We start from the raw sequence: 23,064 nt of genomic DNA on the forward strand, positions 1-23,064 counted from the left end.
ATGAGCGACCAGCAGCAGCTGCGCAACTTCGTCAACGGCGAGTACGTCGACCCGGTGGACGGCGGGTACGCCGACCTGATCGATCCCTGCACCGGTGAGGTGTTCGCCCAGGCGCCCGTCTCCGGGGCGGCGGACGTCGACGCGGCGATGAAGGCCGCCGCCACCGCCTTCGAGAGCTGGCGGGACGCCACACCCGGCGAGCGGCAGAAGGCCATGCTCAAGCTCGCCGACGCGATCGAGGCGCGGGCCGCCGAGCTGGTCGACGCGGAGGTCCGCAACACCGGCAAGCCGCGCCAGCTCACCGCCGACGAGGAGCTGCCGCCGGCGGTGGACCAGTTCCGCTTCTTCGCCGGCGCCGCCCGCCTGCTCGAAGGCCGCTCGGCCGGGGAGTACATGGCCGGGCACACCTCGTACGTGCGGCGCGAGCCGGTCGGAGTCTGCGCGCAGGTCACGCCCTGGAACTACCCGCTGATGATGGCGGTCTGGAAGATCGCCCCGGCCCTCGCGGCCGGCAACACGGTGGTACTCAAGCCGTCGGACACCACGCCGGTGTCGACGCTGCTGCTCGCCGAGATCGCCTCCGAGTTCTTCCCGCCGGGCGTGTTGAACGTGGTCTGCGGCGACCGGGACACCGGTCGTACCCTCGTCTCGCACCCCACTCCGCAGCTGGTGTCGATCACCGGCTCGACCCGCGCGGGCATGGAGGTCGCCTCCGCCGCCGCCCCCGACCTCAAGCGGACCCACCTGGAGCTCGGCGGCAAGGCCCCGGTGGTGCTCTTCGACGACGCGGACGTGGCGGCGGCGGCCGAGGCGATCGCGGTCGGCGGCTACTTCAACGCCGGCCAGGACTGCACCGCCGCGACCCGGGTGCTCGCCGGCCCCGGCATCTACGACGACTTCGTGGCCGCCCTCGCCGAGCAGGCCCGCAACACCAGGACCGGTGCGCCGGACGACGAGGACGTGCTCTACGGCCCGCTGAACAACGCCAACCAGCTCGCCCGGGTGCGTGGCTTCGTGGACCGGCTGCCGGATCACGCGAACATCGAGACCGGGGGATCCCGGCAGGGCACGCGGGGTTACTTCTACGCCCCCACGGTGGTCAGCGGAGTGCGCCAGCAGGACGAGATCATCCAGGACGAGGTCTTCGGCCCGGTCATCACCGTGCAGCGCTTCTCCGACGAGGACGAGGCGGTGCGCTGGGCCAACGGCGTCGACTACGGCCTGTCCGCCTCGGTCTGGACCAGGGACCACGGCCGGGCGATGCGGATGACCCGGCGGCTCGACTTCGGCTGCGTCTGGGTCAACACCCACATCCCGTTCGTCTCCGAGATGCCGCACGGCGGCTTCAAGCACTCCGGGCACGGCAAGGACCTGTCGGTCTACAGCCTGGAGGACTACACCCGGATCAAGCACGTCATGCACAACATCGAGGGCTGAGCCGTGGCGTCGAGCGAGGAACTGCACAAGCGGCGCGGGGCGGCGGTCGCCCGGGGCGTCGGCAGCGTCATTCCCTCCTACGTGGACCGGGCCGGCGGCGGCACCATCACCGACGTCGAGGGGCGGGAGTGGATCGACTTCGCCGCCGGCATCGCGGTGGCCAGCGTCGGCAACTCCGCGCCGCGGGTGGTCGAGGCGGTGAAGGCGCAGGTCGAACGCTTCACCCACACCTGCTTCATGGTCGCCCCGTACGAGTCGTACGTGGCGGTCTGCGAGCAGCTCAACGCGCTGACCCCGGGCAGCTTCGAGAAGCGCTCGGCGCTGTTCAACTCCGGCGCCGAGGCGGTGGAGAACGCGGTGAAGATCGCCCGGCACGCCACCGGGCGGCCGGCGCTGGTGGTCTTCGACCACGCCTACCACGGTCGGACCAACCTGACCATGGCGTTGACCGCGAAGAACATGCCGTACAAGCATCGGTTCGGGCCGTTCGCCGGGGAGATCTACCGGGTGCCGATGTCGTACCCGCTGCGCGACGGGGGGCTTTCCGGCGCCGAGGCGGCGGCGCGGGCGATCGAGATGGTGGAGAAGCAGGTCGGCGCGGAGAACGTGGCGGCACTGCTGATCGAGCCGATCCAGGGCGAGGGCGGCTTCGTCGTACCCGCGGAGGGGTTCCTGCCGGCGCTGCGCGAGTGGGCGACGGCGGCCGGGGTGGTCTTCGTCGCCGACGAGATCCAGACCGGGTTCTGCCGAACCGGCGACTGGTTCGCCTGTGAGAACGAGGGCGTCGAACCGGACCTGATCACCCTGGCCAAGGGCATCGCCGGCGGCCTGCCGCTCGCGGCGGTGACCGGCCGGGCCGAGCTGATGGACGCGGTGCACGTCGGCGGCCTCGGCGGCACGTACGGCGGCAACCCGATCGCCTGCGCGGCGGCGCTGGCCAGCATCGAGACCATGCACGAGCTGGACCTGGCCGGCGCGGCCCGGCGGATCGAGCGGGTGATGGGCGACCGGCTGCGCGCCGTCGCCGCCCGCGACCCGCGCATCGCCGAGGTACGCGGCCGGGGCGCGATGCTCGCCGTGGAGATCGTGCAGCCCGGCACTCTCACCCCGGACCCGGCCGCCACGGCGGCGGTCTCGGCGGCCTGCCACGCCGCCAGCCTGCTCACCCTGACCTGCGGCACCTACGGCAACGTGCTGCGCTTCCTCCCGCCGCTGGTCATCTCCGACGAGGAGCTGACCCGGGGTCTGGACATCCTGGACGCCGCCTTCGGCTGACGCCCGTCACGGCCCGCCGCCTGAACCCGTCCCTCACCAGAGGGGCGGGTTCAGTGGGTTGTCCGCTCAAGAGCGATCCGCCTCGTTCTGATGCCACCCGAAACCGTTGACAGAGCGGCTCCCGTCCCGCCACCCTGTCTTATAGTCTTACTGTCGTAGGACAATAGAAGGGTTGCCACGGGTGATCGAGTTCGTGCTGGACGGCCGGTCCAAGGTGAACACCTACGTGCAGCTGATCCAGCAGGTCAAACAGGCCCTGCGGGTCGGCCTGCTGTCGCCGGGCGACCAACTGCCGAAGGTCCGGGACGTCGCACAGTCGCTGGCGATCAACCCGAACACGGTGCTGAAGGCGTACCGGGAGCTGGAGATCGAGGGTCTGGTCGGTGGCCGACCGGGGGTGGGCACGTTCGTCCAGCGCACCCTGGCCGGCGCGTCCCTGCCCAACCAGGCCGAGCTGCGCGAAGACCTGGTCGCGTGGCTGCACCGGGCGCAGGCCGCCGGCCTCACGGCCGAGGACGTCGTCGCCCTGGTGGAGACCACGCTACGAGCCACCCTCGCCGACGACGCCCCGCAGAAGGAGCCCGCGTGAGCGGAGAGAGAGGACAGAGGATGGACATGGTCTTGGAAGCCGACCGGCTGGGCAAGCGGTACGGAAGCGCCTGGGCGTTGCGGGACTGTTCGCTGCACCTGCCGGCCGGCCGGATCGCCGCGTTGGTCGGGCCGAACGGTGCGGGCAAGAGCACGCTGCTGCACCTGGCCGTCGGCCTGCTCAGGCCCGACGCGGGCGCGGTGCGGGTTTTCGGCAGATCGCCCTACGGTGACACGGAGGGCCTGGCCGACATCGGGTTCGTCGCCCAGGACACCCCGCTGTACCGGGACTTCACCGCCGCCGAGCTGGTCACGGCCGGCGGCAAGCTCAACCGGCGGTGGGACGCGGGGCTGGCCCGTACCCGGCTGGCTCAGCTCGGCATACCGCCGGACCGGCCGGTCGGCAAACTCTCCGGTGGGCAACGAGCCCAGGTGGCACTCGCCCTGGCGCTGGCCAAAAGGCCCCGGCTGCTGCTGCTCGACGAACCGGTCGCCAGCCTCGACCCGCTGGCCCGCAGGGAGTTCCTCCAGTCACTGATGGGCAGCGTCGCGGACGCCGGCACCACCGTCCTGCTCTCCTCGCACCTGCTGGCCGACCTGGAACGGGTCTGCGACTACCTGATCGTGCTCAACGCCGCCCAGGTGCAGCTCGCCGGCGCGGTCGACGATCTGGTCGCCTCGCACCGGCAGCTGGTCGGCCCGCGGCACGACGGCGGCCCGATCGGCGGCGTCGCCGAGGTGGTCCGGGCCAGCCACACCGACCGGCAGTCCACTCTGCTGGTCCGCACCGACGGCCCGGTCACCGATCCCGCCTGGACGGTGCGCGACGTCGGCCTGGAGGACGTCGTCCTGGCCCACCTGGCCGACGGCGCAACGCAGACCAGTCACAGCGAGTGGGGGGTGCCGGCATGATCTGGCTGACCTGGCGGCAACACCGCAAGCAGGCATTCTTCACTCTGCTGGGGTTCGCGGCGCTCGCCGCCCTGATGGTGCCGATCGGCCTGTCGATGCGGCACACCTTCGCCGACCTCGGGCTGGCGGAGTGCGTACGTCAACTGAGCGACCCGGACGTGGCCGCAGCGACCCGGGACAGCTGCGACGCGGGCTTCCACCGCTTCACCAACCAGTACGGCAACCTCAACCTGGTGGCCGTGCTGCTGCTCACCCTGCCGGTGCTGGTCGGCCTGTTCTGGGGCGCCCCGCTGGTCGCCCGGGAGGTGGAGCACGGCACGCACCGCTTCGTCTGGACCCAGGGCGTCGGCCGGACCCGCTGGGCGCTGGTGAAGTTCGGGCTGGTCGGTGCCGCCGTGGTGGCCCTCGCAGTCGGCTACGGGTTGGGCATGTCGTGGTGGGTCGACCCGCTCACCCAGGCCGCCCGGGAGGGCCGGCTCGGCCTGATCGTCTTCGACCTGCAGGGCGTCGTCCCGATCGGGTACACCCTCTTCGCCGTGGCGCTCGGCATCTTCGCCGGCACGGTGTGGAAGCGGATGCTCCCCGCCATGGGCATCACCCTGGCCGGGTTCATCGGCGTACGGGCGGCGGTGGAGATCCTGGCCCGACCGCACTACCAGCCCGCCCGCACCCTCACCTTCCCGATCGACGGCTCCGGCGAACCGCCGACGGAGCGCGGCGACTGGATCCTCTCCATGGGCATCCGGAACGCCGACGGAACGATGGTGGCGGAGGACACCCGGATCCAATGCCCGCCGGGTGGCAAGGGACCCAGCGGTAAGGCGTGCGGCGCCGAGCTGGGCCTCGAGCCGGGCGCGTACAACTGGCAGCTCTACCAGCCGGCGGACCGGTTCTGGCTGTTCCAGGGCATCGAGACCGGCATCTTCGTCGCCCTCGCCGCGCTCCTGCTCTACCTCGCCGTCCGCCGCATCCGCCGCATCGCCTGACCCCGCCACCTGGCCCGCCCTCCGCCGACCTTGTCCGGCCGGCGGGGGCCGGGTCGTGGTGACGTCGGCCGGCGGGCGGGTGTGGCGCCGGCACCGCGCGCACCCGCCCGTTCCCGCAGCGGTCAGCGCAGCAGCTCGACGACGTTGCGGCGGACCAGGTTCTTGCCCGGCTCGCGGATCAGGTCCATGGCGGCGGCGTTGAGCAGCACACAGCTGCCCGACGGACCGGTCACCGTCACCGTCACCGCCTTGTCGTTGTCCAGGTTGGTCACCCGCAGCTGCGTCCCCACCGGGAACTGCCCGCTGGTCGCGGCGGGCGCACCGCCCTCGGCCGAGAAGGTGATCGCCCCGGTGCACGCGCTGCGCGCGGGACCGCCGGCCGGGGAGCCGGCGGGCGGCTGGGCGGCGCCCGGACGGGTCTCCTCCGGAGCGGGCCGCGCCCCGGGAACCGCCGGGGCGCCCCCGTCGAGACGTTCCACCACGTTGCGGCGGATCACGTTCTTGCCCGGCTCCCGGACCAGCTCCATCGCGGCGGCGTTGAGCAGCACGCAGCTGCCCGAGGGGCCGGTCACCGTCACCGTGGCCACCTTGTCGTTGTCCAGGTTGGTCACCCGCAGCCGGGTCCCCACCGGGAACCGGTCGCTGGTCGCCGCCGGCGCCCCGCCCTCGGCCGAGAACGTGACCGACCCGGAGCAGGCGCTCTGCCGGGCGGGTGCGGTGTCGGCGAAGCCGAACCCGGTCCCGACCGCGACCACCGCCGAGGCGACCGCCACCACTCCCGCCGCCAGCACATGCTTCCGCTGCACCTTGTTCTCCCGTCGTCCGACGTCCTGTGACCGCTGGTACGGTCCGGGAGCGCTGCCCGGTTCAGCCGCACTGCCAGGAGAGTTGCCGGAGGGCCTTCCGGTGACTCAGAGGCACGTCCAGCAGTACGCGTCGTCACCGGTGGCGAGCGCGCGCCGGGCGACCGACCGCAGCTCCACCGCCAGCTCCACCACCAGCGGTTCGCCTCCGGTGAAACTGCAGGAGCTCGGCTATTCCCTCCCGGTCTCAGAACTGGCGTTCAACCCCGTGGACAACAGCCTCGCCGTCGCCACCGCGGCCGCGTCCATCGCGGTTCACGATCCCCGCAGCGGCATCGAACTCGCCCGGATCCTGCACCCGAAGCCGGCTCGGTCCTTCGCGTTCAGTGCCGACGGCGTCCTGGTCGCGACCACCAGCGACGACAACATCGTCCGGGTGTGGACTACCGGAACCTGACCACGGGATTGAAGGGGAACCCGTTGTGGTTAGGGCGGGTCGGGGGGCGATCCATCGCACCGGAAGACGGCCGAGCCGGACTACGCATCCGGATACGCCAGCGCCGTCGGCCGGCAGCGAATGTGAAATTTCCCGCCCCTTACCGGGCGCGGTGTCGGGCGGCGACCTCCTGCACCGCGCGGCCCATGTCCCGGGCGGCGTCGTCCTCGGCCGTGCCGAACTCGGCGTCGCCCTCCGCGGCTTCAAATCCCGCCGCCACCGCCAACCGGAAACGCCCGGTCGGTCCTGACGGACCGGCCGGGCGGTTTTGGCAGGTGAGGCCGGGTGGCGGGCCGGCCCCGGGTGGGGCCGGCCCGCCGGGGATCACGCGGCCGGCAGGCTCGCGTCCCGGTGGGTCAGCTGGTAGGTCGCGTCGACCGCGTCCGTCTCCAGGATCACCGTCACCGCGCCCGCCGGGAGCGAGCAGGAGATCGTCCGCTCGACGGCGTACCCGGTCGGCCCGCAGTAGCGGCGGCCGGACTCGTCGAAGATCGAGATCCGGGCGTCACCGGTCCCGCTGGTCCGCTTCCAGGTGAACGACTCCCTGGCGGCCCGCTGGTCAGCCGGGACCGAGAAACAGACGGCGAACCGGTCCGCGCCCGTCGTCACCGTGGCACCCGCCGCGTCCGCCGGCAGCACCGGGCAGGCCGGCGGGCCGTCGGTACGGGCGAAGGCCACCGAGTACGCTCCGGTCGGGACGTCGTCGGGGGCGTTGAGCACCGCGAAGAACGGCGCCTGGCCGGTCAGCTCGCAGTGGTACTGGCGCAGCGACCAGGACGAGTCGCACAGGTGCGCGCCCGTGGCGTCCACGACGGCCACGTCCGGGTAGGCGGCACCGGTTGCGTCCCCGGGCAGCAGCTCCACGATGCGGGACCCGGCCGCGCTGGCGAGCTGCAGGCAGTCGAACTGGGCCGGGGCGGTGAACTCGCCGCGGTGCGGCGCGTCCTGCCAGCCGGTGTCCGAGACCGGCGCACAGTTCGACGGGAGCCAGGGCAGCAGCGCCAGGGCGTACTGGAAGTCCGGCTCGTAGACGGAGTCCGGGCCGCTGCCGCCGAGCACCAGCGGGTACTTGCCGGCCTCCGGCAGCTCGCACCAGACGTCGAGGCAGAGCCGGTGTCCCGTGCCGTCGTAGACGGTGGCGTAGATCCGCTCGCCGCTCGCCGAGACCGCCTTCACCCGGTAGACGCCCCCGGCGGGGACCTCCAGAACTCGACAGCGGATGCCGCCGAGCGCCCCGGCAGGGGCCGCGTTGTAGCTGCCCGGCGTGACCGTCGGGCAGCCGGCCGGGTCGGTGAGCGACCGCACCTGCATGCGGTAGGTGAGGTCGGTGCTGCCCGCGTCCCAGTCCGACAGGAACGACACGACCCGGTAGGTGCCAGTCGAGGGCAGGGCGCAGCCGTCCTCCTCGGACGGCTCGGTGCAGATCGCCGCGCCGTGCTCGTCGACGATCCACGGGTAGAGCTGGTTGTAGACGTCCGGCGCGCGGTACACCATCACCCGCTCGCCGGCCTTGCCCTGGAACGGGTGGCAGTTGGCCTGCACGGGCGAGGTCTGGTGGACCACCAGCGTCGGCTGGTCCCAGTTGGTGCCGGTGGCGGGGGCGCAGCCGTCGGCGCGGTCGAGCGCGGCCACCGCCACCTGGTAGTTCACCGGCTCCCAGAACCAGTTCTGGGCCAGCAGCGTGTAGGAGCCCGCCGTCGGCAGGGCGCAGGAGCGCCAGGCGTCGTACTCCGCGCAGATCTGTCGGCCGTCGGCGTCATACATTCGCCAGTCGAGGTACTGGTTCGCGAACTGGTTGAAGCGCACCACGACCGCGCCGGCCGCAGTGCTGGTCAGGGACTGGCAGGACACGCCCTGGTAGGACGGCACGGTCCCGCTGCCCACGGCCGTACCGGGGTCACCGAAGGACGCCAGCAGCAGGGCCGGGCATCCGACGGCGTGCGAGAGGCGGGGCATCTTCAGGGTGTAGGCGGACTCGTTGCCGTAGGTCTCCTCGAGGAAGAGCCGGTACGGCCCGGGCTCGCCGAGTGTGCACTCGGTGGTGTCGCCCACCTGGCACCCGACCGGCTGGTACTGCCCGTCCAGGATCGTGCCCCGCACGTCACCCGGGCCGCCCGGGTCGGCCAGGTGCAGCACGGTGCCGGTCGGCTGGTTGAACTTGAAGCAGCGGGCGGCCAGGCCGGCCGGCAGCGTGCCGCTGCGGCCCGCCGAGGCCCAGGAGAAGAAGTTCTCCGGCAGGGTGTCGCACTCCGGCGGAGTGCGCCGGGACTCGGCGGAGAGGGTGTAGGCGCCCTCCCCGGTCCCGTAGTAGAGCGACACGGTGATCGTGTAGGTGCCCGCCGTCCCGAGCTGGCACTCGTTCAGGTACGGCCCGAGGTAGCAGACGTAGTCACCGTTCCGGTCGGTGAGTTGCGCGCTGACGCCCTCACCCGACACGCCCTTGAGTCGGGCGTACAGGGTGTCCTGGTCGACGGTCGAGGTGACCGTCCAGGCGTGCTGCTCCTCGCCGCTGATCGAGCAGCTCTCGATCTTGCCGAAGACGAGTTTGCCGCCGCAGCCTCGCGTGCCGCTGGTGGACTTTCCGTCGTCGTCGGTCTTCGTCGGCTTGCTGGGGGCGTCGGCGGTGGAGGCCTTCGCCAGAGCGGGCGCCGTCGGCGTGGGCGTGGGTGCCGCGGTGGGCGTAGCCGACGGGCTGGCAGCGGTCTCCGAGGGCGCGGCGGTCGTGGTGGGCGTCGCCGACGGCGATGGTGCGGCGGTCGCGGGAGCCGGTCCGATCAGGACGCTCGCTGCGGTGGCGGTCAGGGCGGCGACCATCGCCAGGTGCGACAAGCCCTTCCGCCGATAGTTGGCCAGGGTTGTTCTCATGATCAACTCCCCCGTGGAATGCCGCGCGACCTGCGCGGGCGAGCAGATGATTCCACGGGGGTCGATCGGCGACAACCGTCTTGTCGGTGGTCCGACGTCGGCCGGTCAGCAGGGGCCGTAGCTCTCCTCGAAGAGGCGGCGGGCCCAGCCCGCGTACCCGGCGATGATCTTCCGGACGCTCGACCCGTCATGGAGGAACACAGGAGGGAACCCCAGAACCCAACTTGGCGAACGGCCACTGCTCAGGGTTGGGGCAGCACGATGTGCGCACGGAAATGTTCAGCGGGACGATCGTCGGTGAGACGGGTTGCGGCCGACATTTCACTCCGCAGCTCGGCGGCCCGCCGACTGAAATCCTCAGCGGGAGCCGACACCCCGTCACGAAGCGCGACCGATGCCGAGCGTGCTCTGCGCCGGCAGCATCCCGGAGGCGACCACCGCCTGGGTCAGTGGGGCGACCAGCTGGGCGAGCCGGCCGGCGGCCGGACCGAGGGCCTGCCACGGCGCGGCGGCGAGTTCGTCCGTACGCCGTTCGACCTCGTCGCGCAGCCGGCGCCCCGCCCCGGTGGCCACGCCGTCGGCGTCGACCAGGCCGCGCGCGGCGAGCCGGTCCCGGGCGGCGGCCCACTCCTCGCCGGTCCAGCGGCGGCTGGCGAAGACCTCGACCGGCGCCGCGCCGAGGGCGGCGAAGGAGACCAGCGCCTCGGTCGGGTCGAGGCCGGCGGTGAGCAGCGCCGCCACGTGCCCGTCGCCGCGGTGCTCGCGGAGAATGGTGGCGGCCTGCCAGAGCGTCAGGTGCGGCGCGTCCGGCCAGGGCAGGTCCGCGTTGGCGGCGGCCAGCGGACGCCCGGCCAGGTCGGCGGCCTCGGCGGCGCGACGGGCCAGCGCGGCGGCCTCGGCCAGCTCCGGCGAGTCGACCCGGTCGCCGAGCAGGGCACGCAGCGCCCGGTCCACCCCGGACAGCCGCGCGTCGAGCACCTTCGCGGGGTCGGCGGTGGCCCAGATCGCCGGGACGTACTCGGCGACCATTCGCGGGCTGAAGCTGTAGTAGGTGGCGGTGACCAGTGCCGGGCCGGCCGCGCCCAGCGGGGCGGACCGCAGCGCGAAGTAGCCGGGCCACCGCTCGTCGGTGGGCAGGCCCAACGCGGCGGCCTCCTCGGTGAGCTCGGGCGCGTAGTAGACCAGCGCGTGCACGGGCTCGATCAGCTGCCACATCATCCGGACCGTCGTCGCGTCCATCTCGTCCCTCCCCGAGTCCCTTCATCTTGTCGACGTCAAGTTAGCTGCGGGCAGCGCAACTTGTCAATGGCAAGATTTGCCGGCCGGCCCGTCACACCGGCCCGTACCGGGTGCGGGGCGCGCCGGTGGTCAGCGCCCAGTACCGGTCGCCGTACGACCAGTGCCACCACTCGGTCGGGTAGTTCACCAGTCCCGCGCCGCCGAGCGCGTCCACCAGGATCCGCCGGTGCCGCCGCGCGGTCGCGCCGATGGCACGGGCGTCGGTGAAGCAGGCGTCGGCGCTGTCCTCCGGGGTGGCGTCGACGGCCGTGCCCAGGTCCAGCTCCACGCCCTCGTCGGTGCACAGCGTCAGGTCCACCGCCCCGCCGGTGCTGTGCGGCGCCACCTCGACCGGCGAGACGAATTTGGTGGTCTCCCGGTGCAGCCGCTCCGGCGACCAGTCCGGGTGCCGCCGGCGCAGCTCGTCGCGGTAGCCGGTGAAGATGCCCAGCTGGGCCCGGTACGGCCGGTACCCCTCGATGACCAGCAGGCGCACCCCGGCGGGCAGCGAGCGCTGCGCCGCCAGCAGCCGGTCGGCGACGCCACTGCGCAGCCGGGCGTACGCGCCGGCGGGGTCGGCCGCCCGCCCGTCCAGCCGCAGCTCGGGAAATTCGCGCAGGTCCACCAGCGGATCGCCGTCGTCGACGCTCGGCACCGCCGCCACCCGGGGGTCGGAGAGCAGGATCATCGGGCGCTCCGCGCGGCGGTCTCGGCCCGCTCCGCGTGCCGGGTACGGGCCAGCTCGACCAGCCGGTCCACCACCTCCCGGTAGCCGACCCCGGCCGCCGCCCAGACCTTCGGGTACATCGAGTGCGCGGTGAAACCGGGCATGGTGTTCAGCTCGTTCACGTACAGCTCGCCGGTCGTCTCGTCGTAGAGGAAGTCCACCCGGGCCAGGCCCCAGCCGCCGATCGCGGCGAACGCGCGCAGCGACAGCTCGCGGACCCGCTCGGTCACCTCGTCGGGCAGCCCGGCCGGGACGACCATCGGGTCGACGTCACCGAAGTACTTCTGCTGGTAGTCGAACCAGCCGCCGGCGACCCGCACCTCGCCCACCGCCGACGCCTCCGGGCGCCAGCCGCCCAGCACGGCGCACTCCAGCTCCCGGCCGCTCACCCCCTGCTCGACCACGACGAGCTGGTCGTGCCGGAGCGCCTCCTCCACCGCGGCCGCCAGGTCGTCGCCGTCGGCGACCCGGGAGATCCCGATCGAGGACCCCATGCTGGCCGGCTTGACGAACAGCGGCCGGCGCAGCCCCAGCACCAGCTTCTCCGGGTCGTCGGCCTGCCGATAGGTGTGTGCGTCGAACGTGACGTGCGGGGTGATCGGGATGCCCTCGGCGCGCAGCGCCCGCTTCATCGCCACCTTGTTCATCCCGACGGCGGAGGCGAGGATGCCGCACCCGACGTACGGCACGTCCAGCGACTCCAGCAGCCCCTGCACCACCCCGTCCTCGCCGAACGGGCCGTGCAGCACCGGGAAGACCACATCCAGCTCGGCGTGCACCGCGCCACGGGCGTTCCCCGCCGACACCAGCACGGTCCCCGGGCAGGTGCCGGCGCGCAGCTCCACCGCCGGCCCGGTCACCGTCAGCCGGTCGTCGATGGCCCGGTCGGCGGCCGGCCGGTCCCGCAGCTCGGCCAGCACGGCTTCCGGCACCAGCCGGAACCCGCCGGTGCGGGTGACGCCGATGGCGACCGTGCGGTACCCGCCATCGGCCAGCGCCCGGGCCACGCCGAGCGCCGAGGCGCAGGAGACCTCGTGCTCCGCCGACGGGCCCCCGAAGAGAATTCCGATCCGGATCGGCGCGCTCATGCCGCCACCCCTTCCATACTCGGGTCGGCGAGCCGCTCGGCCGCCAACCGGGCGACCAGCGCCGCCTCGACATTGCCGCCGGTCAGCACGACGCCGACCGTCCGGTACCTCCCCCGGCCCACGCCGGTCGCTTCCAGCCCGCCCACGGCGGCCGTTTCGAGCCCGCCCGCGGCCGGTTCCAGCCGGCCCGGGTCGGTCCGGCCGACCGCGAGGCGCAGCGCACCGGCCAGGCCGGCCGCCCCGGACGGCTCGGCGAGCACCTTCAGCTCCAGCAGGAGCAGCCGGAACGCCTCCGCTATCTCCTCGTCGTCGACCCGGACGACCCCGCGCAGGGCGGTTCGCAGGACGGCGAACGGCAGCTCACCCACGCAGGACGGCCGCAGCCCGTCGGCGATCGTGGGCGCTGGCGTGACCGGGACCCGCCGGCCGGCCGCCAGGCTGCGGGCCAGCGAGTCGCAGCCGACCGGCTCGACCCCGTACACGTCGATCGCCCTGCCGGATGCGGCCAGGCAGGCGCCGGCGGCACCACCGCCCCCGCCGACCGGCACCACCAACGCGTCCAGCGGGGTGCCGGCCCGCTCGGCCTCCTCGATCAGTTCCAGGCTCGCGCTGCCCTGCCCGGCGATGACGTCCCGGTGGTCGTACGCGTCAACGAGCGGGTGACCGGTCTCGTCGCTGAGCCGGCGGGCCACCGCCACCCGCTCCTCGACGGTGGTACCGGCGAGCACGACCCGCGCCCCCGCCGCCCGGGCCAGAGCCACCTTGGTCGGCGCCGCATCGACCGGCAGCACCACGGTGGCCGCCAGCCCGTGCCGCCGGGCCGCCAGCGACACGGCCACCGCGTGGTTACCGGTGCTCTGCGCGACCACCCCGGTGTGCCTGCCGGTGGCGAGCCGGCCGACCGCGAGCAGCGCGCCGCGCATCTTGTACGAGCCGCCGGCCTGGAGGTTCTCCGCCTTCATCAACACCCGGGCGCCGGCCAGCCGGTCGATCGCCGGGGAGTGCAGCACGGGGGTGTGCACCACCCGGCCGGACAACCACCGGGCGGCCTCCTCGACGTCGGCCCGGGCCGGGGCGGCCGGGGCCGGGGCCGGGGCCGGGGCAACTGTGCGGGACATCGTTCCTCCTTCGATTGCGGTTGTGGCCGCGCGCCGGCGGTGCGTGGGCAGTTCGAACAGCCAGGTCGCGCCGGCCGCCAGCAGCCCGCGGTGCAGCGCCAGGCTGAGCGCCAGCACCACCGCGGTGAGCAGGACCGGATAGCCGGCCACCAGCAGCGCCCGGCCCGGGCCGTTCAGGCCGGCGACCGGGCCGGCGAGCAGCCGGTGCAGCAGCGCCAGCACCGGCATGTGGATGACGTAGACCGGCAGCGTCCGGCGACCGAGGGCGGCGAGCACACCGCCGAGCACCGGCCGCCGGGCGAGGCGGACCGCCGCGGTGATGCCGAACGGCACCGCGGCGACGGAGACCAGCAGCGAGCTGCCGAGCCATCGCCCGGCGCCGGCCAGCGCCGTCCCGGCCAGCGCGGCGGCGTACCCCGCGAGGCTCAGCAGCAGGCGGCGGTCGGTCGCGGTGGCCGCCCAGCGCTGGAGGTGGGGCCGCAGGTGCAGCCCGGCGAGGAAGAAGACCAGGTTCTGGTAGAGGCCGCCCCGGTTGCCGGGGGTGTCGAGCAGGCCGGCCGCCGCGAGCGCCGACAGCGCCCCCGCCGCCCCGAGCAGCACCGCCGGGTGCACCCGCCGCAGCGCCTTGGCCAGCACGAAGTAGAGCGCCAACGCGTACAGGTACCAGAGGTTGGACGGGGTGACGGTGAGCTGGATCAGCAACCCGCCGACGCTGGTGGCCCGGTCGGTCGGGAAGCCCGGGGCGAGCGCCAGCACGGCGGTGTGGATCAGCAGCCAGAGCACGTACAGGTAGAGCAGCCGGGCCACCCGGGAACGACCGACCGCCCGCCAGGGCCGGCTGACGGCGTTCGCCGCGAAGATCCCGGAGATGGTGAAGAACAACGGCATCCGCAGCGGCAGCAGCTGCTCCCCGAGCAGCCCCCAGGCGCCCGGCACCGGCACGCCCACCCGCCAGTCGATCTGGAGGTAGTCCTTGACGACGACGTGCCAGAGCAGCACCAGGATGATGCAGCCGCCCTTGGCCACGTCCGCCCAGTCGAGGCGCGCGGCGGGCGGTGCGGCGACGGACGGGACCGCGGCGATCGGGTCGATACGGGTCGTCACAGGTCTCTCCTCTCCGCTCAGGGCGGGGCGGGCCGGCCGGGGTCGCGGCTGCGCACCCGGTCGGTTTCCGGGCACGCCGAAGGCAGGGGTGCCGCAGTACGCGGACCCCGGGGACGGATGTGGGGTGCTAGTGCGGGGTGGGTAGCTGGACGTCGACGCGCAGTCCGCCGTACTCGGCGGGTCGGGCGGCGATGATGCCGTCGTGCGCCTGGGTGATCGAGCGGGCGATGGCGAGGCCGAGGCCCGCCCCGCCGCCCTGGTTGGTGCGGTCCCGGGCCAGGCGCCGGAACGGCTCGAAGAGGCCGGCCACCGCCTCGGCCGGCACGACCTGCCCGGTGTTGACCACGGTCAGCGCCGGCGTCCCGCCGACGGCGACGGTGAGCGTGCCGTCGGGCCGGTTGTACTTGATCGCGTTTTCCACCAGGTTGGTCACCAGGCGCTCCAGCAGCACCCGCTCGCCCATCACGACCCGGGGGGCGAGGTGGCTCTCCACCGTCACCCCGGCCGCCGTCGCCCGGTCCCGGTACGCGGCCAGAACGGTGGTGACGATCTCGTCGAGGCGCTGCGGGGTGGAGGAGTGCAGCCCCTGGTCGCTCTCGCTGAGCGCGAGCAGCCCTTCGATGAGCCGCTCGTTGCGCTCGTTGGTCTCCAGCAGCTGGCCGGTGAGCAGCTCGAGCTGCTCGCCGGTGAGCGACCGGGCCATGCCGACCTCGATCAGCGTCCGCTGGACCGCCAGCGGCGTCCGCAGCTCGTGCGAGGCGTTCGCGGCGAACCGCCGCTGCCCCTCGTACCCGGCGGCGATGCGTTCCATCATGTCGTCGATCGCCCCGGACAGCCGGGCCAGCTCGTCCCGGCCGTGCCGCCGGATCCGGTGGCCGAGGTTCTGCGGGCCGACGTGCGCGATCGGCTCGGCGAGATCACGCACTGGACGCAGACACCACCGCGCAGCGGCCCAGATCCCGACCACCGCGGCCACGAGCAGGCCGAGCAGGGTCAGCATGGGCAGCACCGTGTCGAGCTGGCGCGCGGCCTGGCACGCCCTCTCCACGCCACGCCCCGGCAGGCCACAGACCTCCTGGCCGCGGAACCACAACGCGGTCAGCAGCCACTTCTCTTGGCCGGGCAGGCTGTACCCGAGGAACAGGGCGACCACGCCGACCAGCAGGACGCGGCGGCGCGGGGTCACGCCAGGCCGCCGATCCGGTAGCCGGCCTTGGGCACGGTGTGGATGACGGCCGGCTCGCCGAGCTTCTTGCGCAGGGTCATCACGGTGACCCGCACCGCGTTGGTGAACGGGTCGGCGAACTCGTCCCACGCCTGTTCCAGCAGCTCCTCGGCGCTGACCACCTGCCCGTTGGCGCGCAGCAGCACGTGCAGCACGGCGAACTCCTTCGGGCTCAACGCCAGGGTGCGGCCGTCCCGGGTGGCGACGTGCCGGGCCACGTCCAGCACCACGCCGTCCCGGGCGAGCACCGGCGGGAGCGCCGGCGCGGACCGCCGGCCGAGGGCCTGCACCCGGGCGACCAGCTCGGCGAAGGCGAACGGCTTGGTGAGGTAGTCGTCCGCGCCGAGGTCGAGCCCCTCCACCCGGTCCCGGATGCCGGCGGCCGCGGTGAGCAGCAGCACCCGGGTGCCCGCCTCGGAGCCGGCGATGCTGCGGCAGACCTCGTCGCCGGTGCGTCCGGGCATGTCCCGGTCCAGCACCGCGACGTCGTACCGGTTGACCCCGATCCGCTCCAGTGCGCCGTCGCCGTCGTAGCAGACATCGACTGCCATCGAGAGGCGTCGCAACCCCTCGGCGACCGTGTCCGCCAGCAACCGCTCGTCGTCCGCCACCAGCACCCGCACGCTTCCGCTCCCCGTGGTTCCTTGTTGACCGGCATACCGTCGCAGACCGGGGTTAAGGGTTCTGTAAGCACCCGCAGGAGCCATCCTCCACGGCGACGCTCGGCGGACAAACCGCCCCAAGCCCGGCCCGTAGGTTCTGTCGCCGCGCCGTGCGGTCTGCGCCGTCCGTCCCGCCCGGACGCGGGCGGTTGGCGATCAGGGGTGAGGTGGGTCACCATGGGCGCGAGGAGGTCGCCGATGGCTGACCCGTGGCTCGCCCTGGAATTCGGCGCCGATCCGGCCGAGCGGATCGCGCAGGTCCGCGCCGCCCACGAAGCGTTCCTCAACGCCGGCACCACACCCGCCCGGGTCCGCGACGTGGTCCGGCGGTCGTGGGAACGCTCCGCGTTGCTCGACCCCGAAGCCACCGCCCCGGTCGATCTCGCCGACGACGCGCTGGACGACTACCGGGCCGCCCACCCGCTCGCCCGGGTGCTGCCGCTCTTCCGTGACCTGCTCGGCGGCATCGCCCAGGACGGCGCGCACCTGATGGCGGTCTGCGACGCGTACGGGCGGCTGCTCTGGGTGGAGGGGCATCCCGGGGTGCTCCGGCACGCCGAACGGATGAACTTCATCCCCGGCGCCCGCTGGGACGAGGCGCACGCCGGCACCAACGCCCCCGGCACCGCCCTCGCCGTCGACCACAGCGTGCAGATCTTCGCCACCGAGCACTTCGTCCGCCCGGTGCAGCGCTGGACCTGCGCCGCCGCCCCCATCCACGACCCGACCACCGGCCGGCTGCTCGGCGCGGTCGACATCACCGGCGGCGACCACCTGGCCGCCCCGCAGAGCCTCGCCCTGGTCCGGGCCACCGCGCGGGCCGCCGAGGCGTTCCTCGCGCAACCGCTCGACCCGGACGTGGTCACCGTCAACGCGCTCGGCCGCGACGAGGCGGAACTGCGCGTCGGCGGTCGTCGCATCCGGCTCGGCCGCCGGCACAGCGAGCTGCTGGTGCTGCTCCTCGACCACCCCGAGGGGCGGACCGGGGAACAGCTCGGCCTCGACCTCTACGGCGACGACCGGCTGCACCCGGTCACCCTGCGCGCCGAGCTGTCCCGGCTGCGCCGGGCGCTCGGCCCGGAACTGCTCGACTCCCGCCCGTACCGGCTGCGCGGGAGGGTGCGCGCCGACTTCCGGACCGTCACCGAGCTGCTGGAACGCGGCGATCCGGCGGGCGCGCTCGGGGCGTACCCGGGGCCGTTGCTGCCCGGGTCGGACGCGCCGGGAGTGGCCCGACTGCGCCGGCTGGTCGACGGGCAGCTGCGGGCGGCCGTGCTGGCCGCCGCGGACCCGGCGCTGCTCGCGGCCTGGACCGCGACGCCCGCCGGCGCCGACGACCTCACCGCCTGGCAGACCCTGGCGCGGGCCCTGCCGCCGGGCGCGCCGCGCCGGCCCCTCGCCGTCGCGCGCATCCGCCAGCTCTCCTCCGAATACGACCTACAGCACGCAACGTTGCTGCAACGTCCGCGAAACTAGCCTCCCGCCATCACCCCTGACGGACGGCGGAGGTACCCGATGACGCGCTACGACGCCCCCACCCACTGGCAGTCCCGCTACGACCACTACATCGGCGGCGAGTACGTCACCCCGCACCACGGTCGATACTTCGAGAATCCCACCCCGGTCACCGGCGAGATCTTCTGCGAGGTGGCCCGGGGCACCGCCGAGGACGTCGAGAAGGCGCTCGACGCCGCGCACGGCGCCGCCGACGCCTGGGGACGCACCTCGGTCGCCGAACGGTCGCTGATCCTCAACAAGATCGCCGACCGGATGCAGGAGAACCTGGAATCCCTCGCCATCGCCGAGACCTGGGAGAACGGCAAGCCGGTACGCGAAACCCTGGCCGCCGACATCCCGCTGGCGATCGACCACTTCCGGTACTTCGCCGGGGCGATCCGGGCCCAGGAGGGCTCGCTCGGCGAGATCGACGACGACACCGTGGCGTACCACTTCCACGAGCCGCTCGGCGTGGTCGCGCAGATCATCCCGTGGAACTTCCCGATCCTGATGGCCACCTGGAAGCTCGCACCCGCGCTGGCCGCCGGCAACACGGTGGTGCTCAAGCCGGCCGAGCAGACCCCGGTGTCGATCCACTACTGGCTCTCACTCGTCGCGGACCTGCTGCCGCCGGGCGTGCTGAACATTGTCAACGGCTTCGGCGTCGAGGCGGGCAAGCCACTCGCGTCCTCGCCCCGGGTGGCGAAGGTGGCGTTCACCGGCGAGACCACCACCGGGCGGCTGATCATGCAGTACGCCAGCGAGAACATCAAACCCGTCACCCTGGAGCTGGGCGGCAAGAGCCCGAACATCTTCTTCGACGACGTCAGCGCCGCATCCGACGACTTCCTGGACAAGGCGCTCGAGGGGTTCACGATGTTCGCCCTCAACCAGGGCGAGGTCTGCACCTGCCCGTCCCGGGCGCTGATCCAGCAGGGCCACTACAGCGACTTCCTGGCCGGGGCCGTCGACCGGACCAAGGCGGTGGTGCAGGGACACCCGCTGGACACCGACACGATGATCGGCGCGCAGGCCTCCAACGATCAGTTGGAGAAGATCCTGTCCTACCTGGACATCGGTCGGCAGGAGGGCGCTCGCGTGCTGACCGGCGGTTCACGGGCGGACCTGGGCGGCGAGTTGTCCGGCGGGTACTACGTGCAGCCGACCATCTTCGAGGGCGACAACTCGATGCGGATCTTCCAGGAGGAGATCTTCGGCCCGGTGGTCTCCGTGACCTCCTTCGCCGACCTCGACGACGCCGTGAAGATCGCCAACGACACCCTGTACGGGCTCGGCGCCGGCGTCTGGACCCGGGACATGAACACCGCGTACCGGGCGGGTCGGTCCATCCAGGCCGGGCGGGTCTGGACGAACTGCTACCACGCGTACCCGGCGCACGCCGCGTTCGGCGGGTACAAGCAGTCCGGCATCGGCCGGGAGAACCACAAGATGATGCTGGAGCACTACCAGCAGACCAAGAACCTGCTGGTCAGCTACTCCACCAAGAAGCTCGGCTTCTTCTGATGGGTACCGTTCCCAACGGTGCCGCGGCTCCCGGTTCGCCGGGAGCCGCGGCACCGCCGCCCGTCTCCGTCACCCCCGCGGCGGCCGAGCTGATCCGGTCGCTGCGGGGGCAGCACGGGCCGCTGATGTTCCACCAGTCCGGCGGCTGCTGCGACGGCAGCGCCCCGATGTGCTACCCGGCCGGCGAGTTCCGCACCGGCGGCTCCGACGTGCTGCTGGCGTCGCTGGTGGTGGACGGCGTGCCCGAGCCCGTCGAGTTCTGGATGTCGACGTCGCAGTGGGCGTTGTGGCGGCACACCGTGCTCACGGTCGACGTGGTGCCCGGCCGGGGCAGCGGCTTCTCCCTGGAGGCTCCCGAGGGCGTCCGCTTCCTCATCCGCTCCCGCCTCGCCGCCTGACGTGGGGGCCTCGCGGTTGCCAGGCGAGGCCCCCGATCAGGCGATCTGACGCGCCCGCCCACCGAACAGAACACGAATCAGCCGATGCTGAAGACGGCGTTGTCCATCTCGCCGCGGAACTGGTCGTTGTTGGTCAGACCGGCGCCCTTGGCGCCGATGTTCACCTTCGCGGTGTTGGCGATGTCCATGCTGGCGCCATCGTCGGTCTTCACCGTCGTACTGCCCACAACCAGGCTGAGCACGTCCCCGCGCCGCTTGCACTGGACGAACTTCCAGCCCTGGTCGGCGATGGAGGTGTCGGCGGTGAGGAGCACGAACACGTTGTTGCCCAGGGAGTCGGTGCCTTCGATGCGGCAGCCCGGCTTGCCGCTGTCGAGCTGGAGCTTCCACTGGGCCGGGTCGGCGAACACGCCCTTCTGCATCAGGTTGGCGCCCTCGGTCACCTGACCGGAGGTGACCTTCACCAGCGCGCTGATCGTGAAGTCCTGCGTACCCGGGTTGAGGTTGGCGGCGTCCGGTACCTGGATCACGGCGCTGCCCGAGGCGGGGAAGGCGATCGCCGGGCTGGTGGCGGTCCCGCTGGGGCGGGTCGCCCGGGAGATGCTGCCCGGAGAGCCCACCGCGATGCACCCCGAGTCGCCGGGGGTGGCGACATCTGCGAAGCAGCCGGACGTCCACGGACCGGGCTCGACCTGGCCGGTCGGCGTGGCGTCGAAGTCGAGCCGCAGCTGCTCGGTGGCGGCGTACGCGGGCGCGGTGTCCACCAGCACGGCAGCGGCGACGGCGGTGACACCCAGGGCGAACGCGGACAGGGTACGACCCATGAAGGTCCTCCGGAGACTGGGCCGCGGACCCCCGTACGGCCGCAGCGTCCCCACATGATCACGGTCGGTGCGAGCACTGTCAATGCCCCGAATATCGACCCCGGTCAAGCAGCGAGAACGTCGGCGGCGGCCCGCAGCTCCCGCTGGAACCGCTCGTCAAGCCAGACGGTGTCGACCTCGATCCCGGCGGTGACAACCCGGCGGTCCCGCTCGGCGAGGTCGCGCAGGGCCGGCCCCGACCCACGCGCGCCCATCTCGACCAGCAGCGGCAACGCGCCGCGGGAGCCGTACTCGTCCTCGGCGGCCCGGACCAGCGTCGGTGCCAGTTCGTCCGCCGGCACCCCGAGCCGCCACAGCGCCCGCGCCGCCGCCACCCGGGCCAACTCGTCGGCGAGCAGGTCCCGCAACACCGGTGCCAGCGTCGGCTCGTCGAGCAGGGCGGCCAGCTCCGCCGCCGCGCTCGCCGGCAGGTGCCCACCCGCCAGCACCGCCCGGACGGTGGGCAGCACCGCGTCGGCCTCTCCGGTCGCCGCCCACACGATCCGGGCCGCCACCACCTGGACGTGCCGTTCCGGGTACGTGGGCAGAGCCACCCCGGTCAGGTACGACCGCAGCCTCGGCACCAGCGCCCCGAGCGCCGGTGCCGCCGCCGCCACGGTCCGCACCAGCTGGCGGTCGTTGACGCCCCGGCCCCTGTCGAGCTGGGCCTCGACGGCCGCCACGAGTGGCTCGGCCTCACCGGCGAGGTGCCACAGCGCGATCCCGGACGGGATGTCGCCGGCCGACGCCGCGGCCCGCAGCTCGGGTACGGCCGCCGGTGGGAGCGCCCCGATCGCCGCGAGCGCGGCCGACACCTGGGCAGGTGCGACGGGCAGCACGGCGACCAGCTCGGGCACGGCGGCGGACGCGGCCGGCCCCCACCTTCCGACGAGCGTGGCCAGCCCGGCGACCAGCAGGGGTGAGCCGCCACTCGCCAGCCGGTCCTGGGCCGCGCGCAGCACCGCCGTGCCGAAGGGCGGCTCGTCGACCGGCAACCGCACGTCGTGTCCGGCGGTCCAGGCGGCGCAGACCGCGTCGATCCACCGTGGATCTGCCAGCATCGCCAGCGTCTCCACCGCCCGCCGCTCTGCCGTGAAGGAGACCGAGCCCGCAACCTCCGGGTAGCCGGCGGCGATCCGCGCCAGGTCGTCGGCGTACGCGCCGGTCGCGGCCCCCGCCTGGCGCAACAGGCCGATTGCCTCCCGGCGGACGCCCTCCACCGGGTCGTCGAGAACCCGGGCGACGAGCGGCAGCAGCATGGCCGGGGCCGAACGGCGGGCCCGGCAGCGCTCCGAGATCGCGTAGAGGGCTGCGGTGCGGGCCTCCGGCCCGGCGTCCAGCAACCGGCCGAGCAGGTCGCGCACGACGTCGTCGTCGGCCTCGACCGCCAGCTCGTCGAGCGCCTCACCGTGGTGCTGCCAGACGTAGTCGATCTCCGCCTCCGGGCCGACCGCCTCGGCGAGGGCCGTGGTGGCGCCCGCGGGCCAGGGCAGGCCGGCCCGCATGACCGCGACGGCGGCGGCAACACGTACCGAGGGCTCCTCGTCGTGCAGCGCGGCGGCCAGCAGACCGGCGGAGCCGGCCGGGTCCCGCAGCCCGAGGGCCAGCGCCAGGGAGGCGCGGACGGCCGGGTCCTCCTCGGTCGTCCACCGGTCGCGCAGCAGCGCGACCGGGAGCCGGTCGCCGCACTGCGCCATGGTGTACGCCGCGTCCGCCCGGATCTCGGGGTCGGGGTCGTCGAGCAGCGGCGGGAAGCGGTCGGCCTGGGCGCGTACCGCCTCGCGGACCTCCGCCTCCTCGTCGCCGTACGCGTGGTGCGGGTCGGCGAGCATCCCGACGGTGGCGAGGATCGTCGCCCGCTGGTGCGGGGCGGTCGACGCCAGCTCGGCGAGGAACGGCACGGCCGGCACTGTCGCCGGGTAGACGGTGCCCTGGTGGAAGACACTGCCGACGATCGCGTCCAGCGCCTCGTCCGCCTCCTCCTCGTCGGTCGAGGCGACCGCCCGCAGCAGGCCCGGCGTGTCCACCGCCGGGCCGTAGGCGTGAGTGAGGCCCTTCCAGTCGATCTCGTCCAACCCGTCCAGCACGGCTGCACTTTACGCAACCGTGGATCAGTCGTCGCAGGCGTAGCCGTCGTCGTCGCGGCATCCCAAGCCATACACGCCGGGCAATTTGTCCTAGATCTACCAGCACCGGTGGCCTGCTTTGGTGGGAGGCT

At 73.2% G+C, this 23,064-nt stretch carries 19 protein-coding genes; 9 read left to right on the forward strand and 10 right to left on the reverse strand.

Annotated features, from left to right (window positions below):
- The 5 genes from ACLQ2U_RS07460 to ACLQ2U_RS07480 all read left to right on the forward strand — a co-directional run bounded on the left by ACLQ2U_RS07460 (nucleotide 1) and on the right by ACLQ2U_RS07480 (nucleotide 5,198).
- Nucleotides 1-1,437 (forward strand): gamma-aminobutyraldehyde dehydrogenase, encoded by a 1,437-nt coding sequence (locus ACLQ2U_RS07460; protein ID WP_425749810.1) that lies wholly within the window; start codon nucleotides 1-3, stop codon nucleotides 1,435-1,437.
- Nucleotides 1,438-1,440: 3 nt separating this feature from the next.
- Nucleotides 1,441-2,712 carry a 4-aminobutyrate--2-oxoglutarate transaminase gene (gabT, locus tag ACLQ2U_RS07465; RefSeq protein ID WP_425749811.1) on the forward strand — a complete coding sequence of 424 codons (1,272 nt, stop codon included), beginning with the start codon at nucleotides 1,441-1,443 and terminating at the stop codon, nucleotides 2,710-2,712.
- A 181-nt stretch (nucleotides 2,713-2,893) separates the two neighbouring features.
- Nucleotides 2,894-3,301, forward strand: a complete 408-nt coding sequence (locus tag ACLQ2U_RS07470; RefSeq protein WP_425749812.1) for a GntR family transcriptional regulator — start codon at nucleotides 2,894-2,896, stop codon at nucleotides 3,299-3,301.
- A 20-nt stretch (nucleotides 3,302-3,321) separates the two neighbouring features.
- The gene (locus ACLQ2U_RS07475; RefSeq protein WP_425749813.1) at nucleotides 3,322-4,212 is read left to right on the forward strand and encodes an ABC transporter ATP-binding protein; all 891 of its coding nucleotides are present in this window, start codon (nucleotides 3,322-3,324) and stop codon (nucleotides 4,210-4,212) included.
- Nucleotides 4,209-5,198, forward strand: a complete 990-nt coding sequence (locus tag ACLQ2U_RS07480; RefSeq protein WP_425749814.1) for a transporter — start codon at nucleotides 4,209-4,211, stop codon at nucleotides 5,196-5,198. The genes ACLQ2U_RS07475 and ACLQ2U_RS07480 overlap by 4 nt, the downstream gene beginning before the upstream one ends.
- A gap of 122 nt (nucleotides 5,199-5,320) precedes the next feature.
- On the opposite strand, the gene ACLQ2U_RS07485 is transcribed toward ACLQ2U_RS07480, so the two are convergent.
- The gene (locus tag ACLQ2U_RS07485) at nucleotides 5,321-6,004 is read right to left on the reverse strand and encodes a hypothetical protein (protein ID WP_425749815.1); all 684 of its coding nucleotides are present in this window, start codon (nucleotides 6,002-6,004) and stop codon (nucleotides 5,321-5,323) included.
- Nucleotides 6,005-6,104: 100 nt separating this feature from the next.
- Between ACLQ2U_RS07485 and ACLQ2U_RS07490 the strand changes: the two genes are divergently transcribed.
- Complete coding sequence (locus tag ACLQ2U_RS07490) at nucleotides 6,105-6,458, forward strand: hypothetical protein (RefSeq protein WP_425749816.1); 354 nt, start codon at nucleotides 6,105-6,107, stop codon at nucleotides 6,456-6,458.
- Between the two features lie 363 nt (nucleotides 6,459-6,821).
- Here ACLQ2U_RS07490 and ACLQ2U_RS07495 read toward each other — a convergent pair whose 3' ends face one another.
- From ACLQ2U_RS07495 to ACLQ2U_RS07525, 7 genes are all read right to left on the reverse strand, one after another.
- Nucleotides 6,822-9,362, reverse strand: coding sequence for a hypothetical protein (locus ACLQ2U_RS07495; protein ID WP_425749817.1), 2,541 nt, complete (start codon nucleotides 9,360-9,362; stop codon nucleotides 6,822-6,824).
- Between the two features lie 378 nt (nucleotides 9,363-9,740).
- The gene (locus ACLQ2U_RS07500) at nucleotides 9,741-10,601 is read right to left on the reverse strand and encodes an SCO6745 family protein (protein WP_425749818.1); all 861 of its coding nucleotides are present in this window, start codon (nucleotides 10,599-10,601) and stop codon (nucleotides 9,741-9,743) included.
- A 91-nt stretch (nucleotides 10,602-10,692) separates the two neighbouring features.
- Nucleotides 10,693-11,328, reverse strand: coding sequence for a M15 family metallopeptidase (locus ACLQ2U_RS07505; protein WP_425749819.1), 636 nt, complete (start codon nucleotides 11,326-11,328; stop codon nucleotides 10,693-10,695).
- Nucleotides 11,325-12,455 carry a D-alanine--D-alanine ligase family protein gene (locus tag ACLQ2U_RS07510; protein WP_425749820.1) on the reverse strand — a complete coding sequence of 377 codons (1,131 nt, stop codon included), beginning with the start codon at nucleotides 12,453-12,455 and terminating at the stop codon, nucleotides 11,325-11,327. Before ACLQ2U_RS07510 ends, ACLQ2U_RS07505 begins: the two co-directional genes overlap by 4 nt.
- Complete coding sequence (locus tag ACLQ2U_RS07515) at nucleotides 12,452-14,677, reverse strand: pyridoxal-phosphate dependent enzyme (protein ID WP_425749821.1); 2,226 nt, start codon at nucleotides 14,675-14,677, stop codon at nucleotides 12,452-12,454. The genes ACLQ2U_RS07510 and ACLQ2U_RS07515 overlap by 4 nt, the downstream gene beginning before the upstream one ends.
- Before the next feature lie 127 nt (nucleotides 14,678-14,804).
- Nucleotides 14,805-15,863, reverse strand: a complete 1,059-nt coding sequence (locus ACLQ2U_RS07520) for a sensor histidine kinase (RefSeq protein ID WP_425749822.1) — start codon at nucleotides 15,861-15,863, stop codon at nucleotides 14,805-14,807.
- Nucleotides 15,860-16,525 (reverse strand): response regulator transcription factor, encoded by a 666-nt coding sequence (locus ACLQ2U_RS07525; protein WP_425749823.1) that lies wholly within the window; start codon nucleotides 16,523-16,525, stop codon nucleotides 15,860-15,862. Before ACLQ2U_RS07525 ends, ACLQ2U_RS07520 begins: the two co-directional genes overlap by 4 nt.
- A 237-nt stretch (nucleotides 16,526-16,762) precedes the next feature.
- Between ACLQ2U_RS07525 and ACLQ2U_RS07530 the strand changes: the two genes are divergently transcribed.
- The 3 genes from ACLQ2U_RS07530 to ACLQ2U_RS07540 are packed head-to-tail and all read left to right on the forward strand — an operon-like array spanning nucleotide 16,763 to nucleotide 19,983.
- A complete protein-coding gene (locus ACLQ2U_RS07530) occupies nucleotides 16,763-18,040 on the forward strand; it encodes a transcriptional regulator (protein ID WP_425749824.1) in 1,278 nt (425 codons plus the stop codon).
- 39 nt (nucleotides 18,041-18,079) lie between these two features.
- Nucleotides 18,080-19,585, forward strand: a complete 1,506-nt coding sequence (gene adh, locus ACLQ2U_RS07535) for an aldehyde dehydrogenase (protein ID WP_425749825.1) — start codon at nucleotides 18,080-18,082, stop codon at nucleotides 19,583-19,585.
- A complete protein-coding gene (locus tag ACLQ2U_RS07540) occupies nucleotides 19,585-19,983 on the forward strand; it encodes a DUF779 domain-containing protein (RefSeq protein ID WP_425749826.1) in 399 nt (132 codons plus the stop codon). The genes adh and ACLQ2U_RS07540 overlap by 1 nt, the downstream gene beginning before the upstream one ends.
- 77 nt (nucleotides 19,984-20,060) lie before the next feature.
- Here the strand turns inward: ACLQ2U_RS07540 and ACLQ2U_RS07545 are convergent, their stop codons facing one another.
- A complete protein-coding gene (locus ACLQ2U_RS07545) occupies nucleotides 20,061-20,807 on the reverse strand; it encodes a LamG-like jellyroll fold domain-containing protein (RefSeq protein WP_425749827.1) in 747 nt (248 codons plus the stop codon).
- Nucleotides 20,808-20,911: 104 nt separating this feature from the next.
- Entirely contained in the window at nucleotides 20,912-22,933 is a 2,022-nt protein-coding gene (locus tag ACLQ2U_RS07550) for a HEAT repeat domain-containing protein (protein ID WP_425749828.1), read from the reverse strand.
- Between the last annotated feature and the right edge of the window lie 131 nt (nucleotides 22,934-23,064).

Source organism: Micromonospora sp. DT47 (assembly GCF_049844475.1).
GTDB lineage: Bacteria > Actinomycetota > Actinomycetes > Mycobacteriales > Micromonosporaceae > Micromonospora.

Bases quoted from the DNA above. Each gene is read 5' to 3' on its own strand.
- ACLQ2U_RS07495 (WP_425749817.1), bottom strand. From the start codon at position 9,362: ATGAGAACAACCCTGGCCAACTATCGGCGGAAGGGCTTGTCGCACCTG.
- ACLQ2U_RS07540 (WP_425749826.1), top strand. From the start codon at position 19,585: ATGGGTACCGTTCCCAACGGTGCCGCGGCTCCCGGTTCGCCGGGAGCC.
- ACLQ2U_RS07475 (WP_425749813.1), top strand. From the start codon at position 3,322: ATGGACATGGTCTTGGAAGCCGACCGGCTGGGCAAGCGGTACGGAAGC.
- ACLQ2U_RS07545 (WP_425749827.1), bottom strand. From the start codon at position 20,807: ATGGGTCGTACCCTGTCCGCGTTCGCCCTGGGTGTCACCGCCGTCGCC.
- ACLQ2U_RS07505 (WP_425749819.1), bottom strand. From the start codon at position 11,328: ATGATCCTGCTCTCCGACCCCCGGGTGGCGGCGGTGCCGAGCGTCGAC.
- ACLQ2U_RS07460 (WP_425749810.1), top strand. From the start codon at position 1: ATGAGCGACCAGCAGCAGCTGCGCAACTTCGTCAACGGCGAGTACGTC.
- ACLQ2U_RS07510 (WP_425749820.1), bottom strand. From the start codon at position 12,455: ATGAGCGCGCCGATCCGGATCGGAATTCTCTTCGGGGGCCCGTCGGCG.
- adh (WP_425749825.1), top strand. From the start codon at position 18,080: ATGACGCGCTACGACGCCCCCACCCACTGGCAGTCCCGCTACGACCAC.
- ACLQ2U_RS07480 (WP_425749814.1), top strand. From the start codon at position 4,209: ATGATCTGGCTGACCTGGCGGCAACACCGCAAGCAGGCATTCTTCACT.
- ACLQ2U_RS07530 (WP_425749824.1), top strand. From the start codon at position 16,763: ATGGCTGACCCGTGGCTCGCCCTGGAATTCGGCGCCGATCCGGCCGAG.
- ACLQ2U_RS07500 (WP_425749818.1), bottom strand. From the start codon at position 10,601: ATGGACGCGACGACGGTCCGGATGATGTGGCAGCTGATCGAGCCCGTG.